11 protein-coding genes are annotated in these 11,305 nt (G+C 42.4%); 9 read left to right on the top strand and 2 right to left on the bottom strand.

All coding sequences use genetic code 11. The features are described 5' to 3' along the window. Nucleotides 1–87 precede the first annotated feature (87 nt). Nucleotides 88–228 (bottom strand): anti-repressor SinI family protein, encoded by a 141-nt coding sequence (locus MHB83_RS03570; protein ID WP_003215413.1) that lies wholly within the window; start codon nt 226–228, stop codon nt 88–90. Between the two features lie 455 nt (nt 229–683). Between MHB83_RS03570 and MHB83_RS03565 the strand changes: the two genes are divergently transcribed. Together MHB83_RS03565 and MHB83_RS03560 are read left to right on the top strand one after the other, a co-directional pair. Then, nucleotides 684–1,067: a GtrA family protein gene (locus MHB83_RS03565; protein WP_034620336.1), complete on the top strand. Its 384-nt coding sequence runs from the start codon at nt 684–686 to the stop codon at nt 1,065–1,067. Nucleotides 1,068–1,094: 27 nt separating this feature from the next. Further along, the gene (locus MHB83_RS03560; protein ID WP_003215318.1) at nt 1,095–1,352 is read left to right on the top strand and encodes a hypothetical protein; all 258 of its coding nucleotides are present in this window, start codon (nt 1,095–1,097) and stop codon (nt 1,350–1,352) included. Nucleotides 1,353–1,387: 35 nt separating this feature from the next. On the opposite strand, the gene MHB83_RS03555 is transcribed toward MHB83_RS03560, so the two are convergent. Further along, nucleotides 1,388–2,233, bottom strand: coding sequence for an AraC family transcriptional regulator (locus MHB83_RS03555; RefSeq protein ID WP_003214606.1), 846 nt, complete (start codon nt 2,231–2,233; stop codon nt 1,388–1,390). Between the two features lie 176 nt (nt 2,234–2,409). Here MHB83_RS03555 and MHB83_RS03550 point away from each other — a divergent pair, with 176 nt between their 5' ends. From MHB83_RS03550 to qoxC, 7 genes are all read left to right on the top strand, one after another. Further along, nucleotides 2,410–3,594, top strand: coding sequence for a galactokinase (locus tag MHB83_RS03550; RefSeq protein ID WP_137054213.1), 1,185 nt, complete (start codon nt 2,410–2,412; stop codon nt 3,592–3,594). Next, the gene (gene galE, locus MHB83_RS03545) at nt 3,594–4,586 is read left to right on the top strand and encodes a UDP-glucose 4-epimerase GalE (RefSeq protein WP_106032070.1); all 993 of its coding nucleotides are present in this window, start codon (nt 3,594–3,596) and stop codon (nt 4,584–4,586) included. The genes MHB83_RS03550 and galE overlap by 1 nt, the downstream gene beginning before the upstream one ends. Nucleotides 4,587–4,620: 34 nt before the next feature. After that, the gene (gene galT / locus MHB83_RS03540) at nt 4,621–6,141 is read left to right on the top strand and encodes a UDP-glucose--hexose-1-phosphate uridylyltransferase (protein ID WP_050944515.1); all 1,521 of its coding nucleotides are present in this window, start codon (nt 4,621–4,623) and stop codon (nt 6,139–6,141) included. A 4-nt stretch (nt 6,142–6,145) separates the two neighbouring features. Next, nucleotides 6,146–7,228, top strand: a complete 1,083-nt coding sequence (locus MHB83_RS03535) for an aminopeptidase P family N-terminal domain-containing protein (protein ID WP_050944514.1) — start codon at nt 6,146–6,148, stop codon at nt 7,226–7,228. A gap of 516 nt (nt 7,229–7,744) precedes the next feature. Continuing rightward, a complete protein-coding gene (gene qoxA, locus MHB83_RS03530; RefSeq protein ID WP_095117964.1) occupies nt 7,745–8,701 on the top strand; it encodes a cytochrome aa3 quinol oxidase subunit II in 957 nt (318 codons plus the stop codon). Nucleotides 8,702–8,728: 27 nt separating this feature from the next. After that, nucleotides 8,729–10,687, top strand: a complete 1,959-nt coding sequence (gene qoxB / locus MHB83_RS03525; protein ID WP_003215069.1) for a cytochrome aa3 quinol oxidase subunit I — start codon at nt 8,729–8,731, stop codon at nt 10,685–10,687. Then, a complete protein-coding gene (gene qoxC, locus MHB83_RS03520) occupies nt 10,687–11,304 on the top strand; it encodes a cytochrome aa3 quinol oxidase subunit III (RefSeq protein ID WP_003214975.1) in 618 nt (205 codons plus the stop codon). The genes qoxB and qoxC overlap by 1 nt, the downstream gene beginning before the upstream one ends. The last annotated feature ends 1 nt before the right edge of the window (nt 11,305 follow it).

Raw genomic sequence — 11,305 nt, 5'->3', positions numbered from 1 at the left:
CGTCATGAAAGGATTTTTAAAAGGTCAATTGACAAGTCAGAACTTTTAGCCAAAGCAGTCTGAAAGACAAAGGATAACGGCGTTGATTTACGGTTTGTTTATCATCTTCTGATCACCGTTGGATGTTAAAAAAGCTTGTATTTCTTCGATGGCTAGTCCAATTTTTTTCGCTTCCTGAATCAAATAAACCCACTCTTCGTCAACTCTTCTTTTCACTTGCGTATCCATAATATCCTCCAGTTCAATAAGACATATTCATCTGCAACCAATGACTTGAACAAACCGTCTAGTAACTGTACGGGTGGATGAAAACAGCGCAAAATAGATTTTGTCGAAAAATGATGACATTTAACCTATTTTGTAAAATCTATCACCTACCACGTTCCTAAAAAAATGACTAAAAAACCCATAAATATTGATTTCTTACTTCTAATAATAAACAATTGTAAAGTCAGTTAAAAGATTATAAATTAAAATAATGAAAAAGACCTAAAACATTTGGCTTATATAAACCAATTAGGTGACATATGCCATCGAGTAGAACAAATTTCATCTGTGCAGGACGTACATATTGTTCGTTTGGGAAGTTCTTCTCAAGATGGTATTCTAAAAGAAACAGAAACCACCAAGAAGGAATGAAGAAAGACATGTATAGCCTTTTTCAAAAGTATCAAGAAGTTGTCATGTATCTTGTGATGGGTGTGTGTACAACCATCGTCAACATTGTCAGCTTCTACTTATTCGTTGAGATGTTTTCCATGGATTATAAAACAGCTACAGTTGTTTCATGGGTATTTGCTGTTCTCTTTGCTTATATCACCAATAAGAAGTATGTCTTCAAGCAAAAAGCCCGTGATACGAAAAGCCTTATGCGTGAGCTTTCTTCATTTTTTAGTGTTCGTCTCATGTCTCTAGGTGTAGATCTAGGGCTGATGATTTTATTTGTGACCCAAATGGCGCTCAATGAAACTGTCGCAAAAATTCTTGTCAACTTTGTGATTGTGGTCGTGAATTATGTCGCCAGTAAATGGTTCGTCTTCAAGAAAACAAAAGAAGATGCGATTTAACACATGAAAAAAGATAGGTGATATGAAATGAGCAGCAGGCCAGACGAATTATATGATGTCATATATCAGCAAACAGAAAAGCAGCATGAACAAGTGCTGAGGCTAGTCAAAGAAATGACCGCACATCCAGAAGCGTTTTCGGAACAAGAAAAGGAAAAGATCAACCGAATGGACATTGCGCTTCAAACAGCAACGGACATTTTGGAAAACTTAATGACACCTGACACGCAAATGACCATTGTTTTAAGACAAGGGAGAATTCATGTTGACCTGACGAAAGCGTAAAAGAAGCAGCCAATTGTGAAAGCGGCTGCTTTTTATTATGCATCGCTTGTTTCCCGCAGTTGCTTTGGAGACATGCCGATTTTCTTTCGAAAGACTTTATTCAAGTAATTCGCATTTCTGTAGCCGCACTGTATGGCGATTTCTTCAATCGAGTATTTTGTTGTTTTCAGTAACGTTTCCGCCTTTTCTAACCGAATATTGGTTAGATAGTGAATAGGTGTGAAGCCAGTGGCCTTTTTGAATTCCCTCGTAAAATGACTTTTGGATAAACGTGCCGCAGCTGCCATATCGTCCGGGCCAATTTCCTCGTGAAAATGATGGCTGGCAAACAATGCCGCTTGAACGATAGGCTCGGGCCATTTCTCCATTTGTCCCTCAAGCTTTGGCAAATATGAATACAGTTCCATGACAAATTGATAAGCAAGGCTAGACCCCTCAAATGGATTGGTAATCCGTCTTTCACTGGCTTCATCATAAATGGTCTTGAGCAGGCGGATCGGTCTGGAATTCGGATGAAAACGCATGACCTGCTTTCCTTGGTCAATAAATTGGTCAAAGCAAAGATCGCAGGCTTCCCCGTAAAGCGTTAAATAAAGAAATTCCCAATGCTCACTGTCTTCTGGAAAATAATATTGGTAGGCACTTGGGCTTTTCACGAGAAAGGCCTGACCCGGCAATACTTTGAAACGTTTCTCTCCGATTTCAATCATGCCATGTCCAGACAGTGTGAGCTGAAAGATGCACTTGCCCTGATCCTTCCGCTCCACGCCATTCCAGCTATATAACGAAGAAGATTGAACTTCCCAGCCAACAGACCAGATTTGTGCTGGCAATGTCACATCAGAATGGTGAAAACGAAATGCAAATGCTTCTTTCTTCAAATTGGAAACCCTCCTTCACAGCAAAAAACAACCTTTTTCTATTTAGAATCATGTTACACCTCATATCACATCGTACCATTCACAGCAAAAAAAGGGTATTTTTTAACGATTTTTTTACCATTGAACTGATGCTGCTGGGACAACTAAAATAAAAAGTATCAGAAGAGAAAAGGGGAATGGATATGATCGATACGTTACGCGCGGCATTTCACCAGCAATTTGGAGATAGAGAAGAACTTCGCTACTTTTTTGCCCCAGGAAGAGTGAACTTGATTGGTGAACATACAGATTACAATGGAGGACATGTATTTCCATGCGCGCTTACTCTAGGGACATATGCTGCTTGTGCGAAGCGGTCAGATGGCCGCGTGAGAATGTATTCCTTGAACTTTGATCGCGATGGTGTGAAAGAATTCAATCTTTTTGAAATCGCTTACGTAGAATCGGACGGCTGGGCAAATTATCCGAAGGGTGTGTTCAAACAGTTTATAGAAGCAGGAATGAAGATAGAAGAAGGCTTTGACATTGTGTACAGTGGCAATATTCCAAATGGTGCAGGCCTGTCTTCCTCTGCCTCCATTGAGCTTGTTACCGCTGTTCTCATCAATGAATGGCATTCATTCAGCGTTTCAAATGTCCAACTTGCCCTCCTTTCACAGCGTGCAGAGAATGAATTTATTGGTGTCAATTGCGGGATCATGGATCAGTTTTCGATTGCCCTTGGAAAAGAAGATCACGCCATTTTGCTCAATTGTGACACCCTTGCCTTTGAATATAGTCCGTTTCGGCAAGAGGGACTTGCGCTTGTCATCGCCAATACAAACAAAAAACGGACACTGGCTGATTCCAAATACAATGAGCGCCGGGCAGAGTGTCAATCCGCTTTAAATGATCTTCAGAAAGAAAACGACATTGCCCACTTATGTGAGCTCACTGCGGATGAATTTGCGAGGGTTGCCCACTTGATTGAAGATGACGTCTGCCGCAAACGAGCAAGACATGTCGTGACGGAAAACGAGCGGACGATGAAAGCAGTAAATTTTCTGAAAGATGATAAAATGGAAGAACTAGGTGGGCTCATGAAGGCTTCTCATCTTTCTTTAAAGAATGATTATGAAGTAACAGGACTTGAACTAGATGCACTGGCTGAAGCAGCTTGGCGGCACCCGGGGACGATTGGCTCCCGTATGACAGGTGCAGGCTTTGGCGGATGTACGATCAGCATCGTGAAAGAAGAGCTGCTAGATTCATTTATAGAAGAAACTGGTGCGATATATCAAGAGAAAACAGGGATTCAAGCCTCTTTTTACACAGCTGGAATTGGAGGCGGCGCAAGAGAACTCACAAAGGGGGAAGTGTGATGACAATTTTAGTTTGTGGAGGAGCAGGGTACATAGGCAGTCATGCGGTGGCGGCTCTTTTAGCGAAAGGCGAACGAGTAGTGGTAGTGGATAATTTGCAGACAGGCCACAAAGAAGCTGTTTTGGAAGGAGCTGTCTTAGAGGAGGGTGATTTACGAGATCACGCCTTTTTAAGACAGGTGTTCAAAAGGCATCAAATAGAAGCGGTCATGCACTTTGCGGCAGATTCACTTGTTGGGGAGAGTGTAACAGACCCGCTTAAGTACTATAACAACAACGTCGGCGGAGCAACTGCTTTACTACAAGTCATGAATGAATTTGATGTGAAACACATCGTCTTTTCTTCCACTGCTGCTGCATACGGTGAACCGAAGCGGGTGCCGATCGATGAAACGGATGAAACGAACCCAACAAATCCATATGGAGAAACGAAACTAGCCATTGAAAAAATGCTGAAGTGGTCTGAGCAAGCGTATGGAATAGAATACGTGGTACTTCGCTACTTTAATGTAGCTGGTGCCCATACAGAAGGACTTGTCGGAGAGGATCATCAGCCTGAGACGCATCTCATTCCAATTATTCTGCAAGTTGCTTTAGGAAAACGGGATCAAATCATGATTTACGGTGATGATTATGAGACAGAGGATGGCACGTGTATTAGAGATTACATTCATGTGATGGATTTAGTAGAGGCACACATCTTAGCTGTTGACCGGCTGCGTGCTGGAAAAGGCAGTGCGACCTACAATTTAGGGAATGGAACAGGGTTCTCTGTGAAGCAGGTCGTAGAAGCCGTCAGAAAAGTCACCGGGCATGCCATCCCTGCACAAGTGGCAAAAAGGCGCGCGGGAGATCCAGCAAAGCTGATTGCTTCTTCTGAAAAAGCACTGCAAGAATTGGGATGGACACCTCAATATGCTGACCTTCACACGATCATTCAGAGTGCGTGGGATTGGTTTCAGAAGCATCCAGATGGCTACCAAAGTGAATAAAACGTAAAGGCAGGCAAGAGAGGGGACAGAGGGAATGGCGATTGATATTTTTGAAAAGCTGGAACAGCTGATTCAATACGGGATGAATAAAGAGCTGATAACATCACTAGATATCGAATATACGAGAAATCGACTGCTTGAGGTGCTCAGACTCGATGAAGCGGAAGCAAGAACAGTCTCAGGAGAAGAAGACCTTGAAGACATCTTAATGCCGATGCTCGATTGGGCAGTAGAAACAGAACTTATTCCTGAGGGGACGGATACGTATCGTGATTTACTAGATGCGAAAATCATGGGCTGCTTGGTGGCACCTCCAAGTGTCATCTATGCGAAGTTTGAGGAAAAACGTCAGCAGGGAGGACCGAAGGCAGCTACGAGCTGGTTCTATGAGATGCAGCAGCATGCACACTACATTCATACAGGCAGGATCGCCAAAAATGTACAGTGGTTTACACGAACAGAAGATGGTGTGCTAGAGATCACCATTAATCTATCGAAGCCGGAAAAGGACCCCAAAGCCATCGCTGAAGCCAAGAAGCTCAGCCAAAAGCAATATCCTCTTTGTCTCCTTTGTAAAGAAAACGTTGGGTTCGAGGGACGGATTAACCATCCAGCGAGACAGAATCATCGGATTATTCCTGTGTCACTCTCAGGTGAATCGTGGTTTCTGCAATTTTCACCTTATGTGTATTACAACGAGCACTGTATAGTGTTCAAAGGCAAACATGAGCCAATGAGCATCACCAAAAAGACCTTTGAACGACTGCTTTCCTTCATATCTATATACCCGCACTATTTCATCGGGTCGAACGCCGACCTTCCGATTGTCGGAGGCAGTATATTAAGTCATGACCATTTTCAGGGCGGTGCACATGAATTTCCGATGGCAAAAGCAGAGATGGAAGAGGTCTTTTCTCTCAATGCCTTTCCAGGTGTGCGAGCTGGTATTGTGAAATGGCCGATGTCTGTGATCCGCCTTCGAAGCAGTGAGCGGCAGTCGCTCGCAGACGCAGCAGACTTTATCTTACATGAGTGGAAACTGTATTCAGATGAAGAGGTGGGGGTCATCGCTCATACAGGAGAGACACCTCACAACACCATTACACCTATTGCGAGGCGCCACGGGGATGACTATGAATTAGATTTAGTGCTTCGTAATAACCGTACAAACAAGCAGCACCCGGACGGCATTTTCCATCCGCACGAAGAAGTCCACCATATTAAAAAAGAGAATATCGGATTAATTGAAGTCATGGGCCTTGCTGTGCTTCCTGGTAGATTAGCAGAGGAAATAAGCCAATTAAAAGAGGCTTTGCTATCCGAAAATCCACTTGAAGAAATCAAAGCCCGTCCTGCTATCATGAAGCACGAGGCTTGGGCGAAGCGGCTGCTTGAAGAGAATTCTTTTACAGAGAACAATACCGAAACCATTTTACAAAAAGAAATTGGCTTTATTTTTTCTCGAATTCTCTCGCAGGCAGGTGTGTTTAAAAGAACTGAGCAAGGGAAAATAGCTTTTAACCGTTTCATTCAAACACTTCAAACAGGCAGGTGATTAGATGATTGAACAAGTAAGAGAACTAATGGAAGAAAAGCAGCTTGAGGGTGTTTTGATTCAAAAGCGAAATAACTTCTCCTGGCTGACAGGCGGAAGAAGGAATCATATTGTGTTAAATACGCCAGAGGGCGTGTGCCAGCTGCTCGTCTTAAAAGACGACCTCGTTCTCATTGTGAATCAAATGGAAGAAAAGCGGATCATTGAAGAGGAAATGGCGTACGTCGATCATCCGTTTCAAGTGGTCACAATGGATTGGTATGAGGATGAGACCCCATACATTCAAGAACTCACAAAAGGTAAACGAATTGGGACGGACATTCAAATGGATGGATTCGAATGGATCGAACCGGATTTGTCGAATATTCGCTCGATCCTAACTGCCTCACAGCTCAGACAATATGAAACGCTCTGTCATGAAACAGCGGTCATTGTAGAAAGTGTCTGTCAAGAAATCGTTCCAGGGCAGACCGAGCACGAGATTGCTTCGCTTGTTGCTCAAAGAGCCATTGCGCAAGGGATGACGATAGAAGTCCTGCTTGTGGCCACGGATGACCGGATCCATCAATACCGTCACCCGATTCCAACAGATAAAGCTCTTCAAAAGCACGCGCTTGTTGTTCTCTGCGCGGAGCGGCACGGGCTCGTTGCAAATGTTACAAGGTCTGTTTACTTTGGTCAGCTTCCGAAGGAGCTTGAAGAGAACAAAGAGCGGCTAGCACGAATTGACACGGTCATGAATGCCGCCACACGTCCTGGGGAAACATTAGGAGATGTTCTGAAAGCAGGTATTGCTCAGTACGAAAAAGAGGGCTTCCCTGATAGCTGGAAAAAGCTTCATCAAGGGGGGAAGACGGGATTTGTATCTAGGGAAATCATTGCTGTTCCCTCATCGAAGGAAGAAATTAAGCTTCATCAAGTGTTTACATGGAACCCTTCATTGCCTGGACTGAAATCAGAGGATACGATTGTTGTAGAAAAAGAGGGCAACCGCTTTTTAACGTATACAGGCAAGTGGACGTACATGGACATTGAACATGAAGGGAAGATCTATAGACGACCTGACATCTTAGTGAGAGATGAATAAATGCAGAGTACCGGCGCTGAGCCGGTTTTTTGTTGGAAGTCTTTAGCGAGATTCCACTAATTCAGCATCATTACCAATTCTTACAGCGTATACACAGAGGATCGATACTTTCTTTTCTTGTGAACTTGCGTTAAAATGAGTAAGGTTTTTGTTAAATGTGGGGATACCTATTTTGAAATTGTTTACCTAGATAAAATTTCATTAAGTTAAATTGAAATTTGACCAAACTTTTTTATTGTGGTAAACCTAAATTTGACAAAGTTCTTGATTGTTTGTCCTTTGCCTTCAACTCTCAACTTTTCAAAATCCTAGAAATTTATTGTGTGTGCAATAATATAAATTTATGTCGAATTTATGACATTTTAATAGAAATCTGTTGAAAAATAAATGAACTTTTGAAAAAAGGGAAGCTAACTCTAACAGATTTTGATAGCATTACAAAGGGAAGAAAAGTTTTCGAAGGCAGATGGCTTTTCACAATTATTCAGCAATATATACATTATCTAAGGAAGGATGGTGATCTTCTTGTTCAGAGCCATTAAACCTATGCTTTTATTAGCGATGCTCGTGAGTGTTTTTTTATTAGGAGGTTGCAGCAATATCGCTGTTTTAGATCCTAAAGGACCTGTCGCAGCACAACAAAAAGACTTAATCCTTTTATCCATCGGATTCATGCTCTTTATCGTTGGTGCGGTATTTGTACTGTTTACCATCATTTTGGTAAAATACCGTGAGCGTAAGGACGTTGGAAACGCCTCTTATAATCCAGAACTACACGGGAATACGCTTCTAGAAGTTATCTGGACAGTGATCCCAATATTAATCGTTGCTGCCCTTTCAGTTCCAACTGTAAAAACAATTTACTCTTTGGAAGAGGCACCTCAAGCAACAAGCCATAAAGATCCTCTTGTCGTTTATGCTACAGCTGTTGATTGGAAATGGATCTTTAGCTATCCAGAGGAAAATATTGAGACAGTGAACTACTTAAACATTCCAAAAGATCAGCCGGTTTTATTCAAAATCACTTCTGCTGATACAATGGCATCACTATGGATTCCTCAGCTAGGCGGGGAGAAGTATGCGATGGCTGGAATGGAGATGGAACAATATCTTCAAGCTGATCAAGTTGGCACATATGAAGGAAGAAACGCCAACTTCACAGGCGAGGGCTTTGCTCAGCAAAAATTCAAAGTCAATGCGATGAAGCAGTCTGACTATGATAAATGGGTAAGCAAAACGAAAAAAGAAGCACCAAAGTTAACGAAGAAAACGTATGACTACTTGATGCTTCCTGATGCTGCAGATGTGCAGACATTCTCATCAACACATTTATCCTTTGCGAAGCATGGAGAGGATTCTGAATACGCACTCCAAGCACGCAAACGTTTAGGTTACCAATCAGTTTCTCCGCATTCCAAAACAGATCCTTTCGAGAATGTGAAGAACTATAAAAGAAAACTAGATAATGAATAAACTGACTAAGGAAAGGAGGAGGCCGTTATGCATTTGAAATGGGATGAGTTTTTTGTAACTGGAGACCCATTAATTCTTGGTGCGCAAATTTCTATCGCTCTTACTTCCATTGCTATCGTGTTTGTTTTAACCTACTTTAAAAAGTGGAAATGGCTCTGGAAAGAATGGCTAACATCAGTTGATCATAAAAAGCTTGGGATCATGTATATCCTTGCTGCTGTGATTATGTTCTTCCGCGGTGGGGTAGACGGACTGATGATGCGCGCACAGCTGGCGCTTCCTAATAATACTTTTTTAGATTCCAACCACTATAATGAAATTTTCACAACGCATGGTACGATCATGATTCTATTCATGGCGATGCCATTTTTAATTGGTTTAATCAACGTCGTTGTACCTCTTCAAATTGGTGCACGTGACGTTGCATTCCCTTATTTGAACAACCTGAGCTTCTGGACATTTATGGTCGGAGCGATGCTGTTCAACATTTCCTTCGTCATTGGAGGATCACCAAGTGCAGGCTGGACGAGTTACATGCCGCTCGCCGGAAATGATTTCTCACCAGGACCTGGACAGAACTATTACTTGCTCGGGCTCCAAATTGCAGGTATTGGTACACTTATGACTGGTATTAACTTCATGGTGACCATTTTAAAAATGCGTACAAAAGGTATGACGCTTATGCGTATGCCAATGTTTACATGGACAACATTGATCACGTCTGTCATCATCGTATTCGCATTCCCTGTACTAACAGTTGCTTTAGCACTTATGACATTTGATCGTTTATTCGGTTCTGCATTCTTTACACTCGAAGCAGGCGGTATGCCAATGCTTTGGGCGAACCTTTTCTGGATTTGGGGACATCCTGAGGTATATATCGTGATCCTGCCGGCTTTCGGTATTTTCTCAGAAATCTTTGCGACGTTCTCAAGAAAACAGTTGTTTGGTTACAAAGCGATGGTTGTATCGATTGTGGCAATCTCTGTTCTTAGTTTCCTTGTGTGGGTTCACCACTTCTTTACAATGGGGAACAGTGCAGCGGTTAACTCATTCTTCTCGATTACAACAATGGCAATTTCTGTACCAACAGGTGTGAAAATCTTTAACTGGCTCTTTACGATGTATCGAGGCCGTATCAGCTTTACATCACCAATGCTTTGGGCACTTGGTTTCATCCCGAACTTCGTTATCGGTGGTGTCACTGGGGTTATGCTTGCGATGGCAGCTGCGGATTACCAGTACCATAACACGTACTTCCTTGTATCCCACTTCCACTATGTATTAATCGCAGGTACTGTGTTTGCTTGTTTTGCTGGTCTTGTTTTCTGGTATCCAAAAATGTTTGGTTACAAGTTAAACGAAAGAATCGGCAAATGGTTCTTCTGGGTATTCATGATCGGATTTAACATCTGTTTCTTCCCGCAGTACTTCTTAGGACTGCAAGGAATGCCAAGACGTATTTATACGTATGGACCAGAAGATGGCTGGACTGCACTAAACTTTATCTCAACAATTGGTGCATTTATGATGGGTGTCGGATTCATCATCCTTTGCTACAACATTTACTACAGCTGGAGACACGCGAAGCGTGAAGTGTCTGGAGACAGCTGGGGAGAAGGACGTACTCTTGACTGGGCGACATCTTCTGCAATTCCGCCGCATTATAACTTTGCAGCACTTCCAGAAGTGACAACACCAGATGCATTCCATCACTGGAAGCAAAACAATGTAGACGTTCATCCTGAAAAAGAATTCAAGAAAATTCACATGCCGCACAATTCAGGCAGACCACTTATCATGTCTGCATTCTTCGGACTTGGTGCATTCGGTCTTGTATTTGAATGGTACTGGATTGGCGTTATTGGCTTAATCGGTGTATTTGCAACGATGATTTTACGTTCATTCGAATACGACGATGGCTACTATATTCCTGTTGAAGAAGTGATTGAAACAGAGAAAAAGAATAAGGAGGCGCAGAAGTAATGGGACATAATGATAGCAGCTATGCAAATGCACCGCTTGAATATCAGTCTGAAACAGGACGTTTAAACATCCTTGGTTTCTGGATATTCCTTGGCGCGGAAATCGTGTTATTCTCAACACTTTTTGCGACCTACTTTGTTCTTCATGGCAGAACAGCTGGCGGCGTTTTACCAGCTGAGCTGTTTGATATGAAGCTTGTATTGATCATGACATTCCTGCTATTGGTTAGTTCATTTACATGTGGGATTGCCGTTCATGAAATGCGCCGTGGAAGTACAAAAGGGGTTGTCATTTGGACGATTCTGACACTGCTTCTAGGTGCAGGCTTCGTTGGCTTTGAGATTTTCGAGTTCTTCCATTATGTACATGAGGGCGCGAGCATTCATACAAGTGCGTATTGGTCTGCATTCTTTGTACTCTTAGGAACTCACGGACTACACGTATCCATCGGTATCTTCTGGATTACCGGGGTCTTGTTCCAAATTAAAAAACGTGGATTAACTCCACAAACAGCATCGAAGATTTTTATCTCAAGTCTATACTGGCATTTCCTTGATGTAGTATGGATTTTCATCTTCACAGCTGTTTACTTGATCGGATTAGGGGGGCTTTTGTGAT

Origin of the sequence: Bacillus sp. FSL K6-3149 (assembly GCF_038630515.1) — a bacterium.
GTDB classification, from domain to species: domain Bacteria; phylum Bacillota; class Bacilli; order Bacillales; family Bacillaceae; genus Bacillus; species Bacillus pumilus.
This window is presented reverse-complemented; position numbering and strand designations above follow the sequence as displayed.

Bases quoted from the DNA above. Each gene is read 5' to 3' on its own strand.
- qoxC (WP_003214975.1), top strand. From the start codon at position 10,687: ATGGGACATAATGATAGCAGCTATGCAAATGCACCGCTTGAATATCAG.
- MHB83_RS03565 (WP_034620336.1), top strand. From the start codon at position 684: ATGTATCTTGTGATGGGTGTGTGTACAACCATCGTCAACATTGTCAGC.
- qoxB (WP_003215069.1), top strand. From the start codon at position 8,729: ATGCATTTGAAATGGGATGAGTTTTTTGTAACTGGAGACCCATTAATT.
- MHB83_RS03535 (WP_050944514.1), top strand. From the start codon at position 6,146: ATGATTGAACAAGTAAGAGAACTAATGGAAGAAAAGCAGCTTGAGGGT.
- MHB83_RS03550 (WP_137054213.1), top strand. From the start codon at position 2,410: ATGGATATGATCGATACGTTACGCGCGGCATTTCACCAGCAATTTGGA.
- MHB83_RS03570 (WP_003215413.1), bottom strand. From the start codon at position 228: ATGGATACGCAAGTGAAAAGAAGAGTTGACGAAGAGTGGGTTTATTTG.
- MHB83_RS03560 (WP_003215318.1), top strand. From the start codon at position 1,095: ATGAGCAGCAGGCCAGACGAATTATATGATGTCATATATCAGCAAACA.
- galE (WP_106032070.1), top strand. From the start codon at position 3,594: ATGACAATTTTAGTTTGTGGAGGAGCAGGGTACATAGGCAGTCATGCG.
- galT (WP_050944515.1), top strand. From the start codon at position 4,621: ATGGCGATTGATATTTTTGAAAAGCTGGAACAGCTGATTCAATACGGG.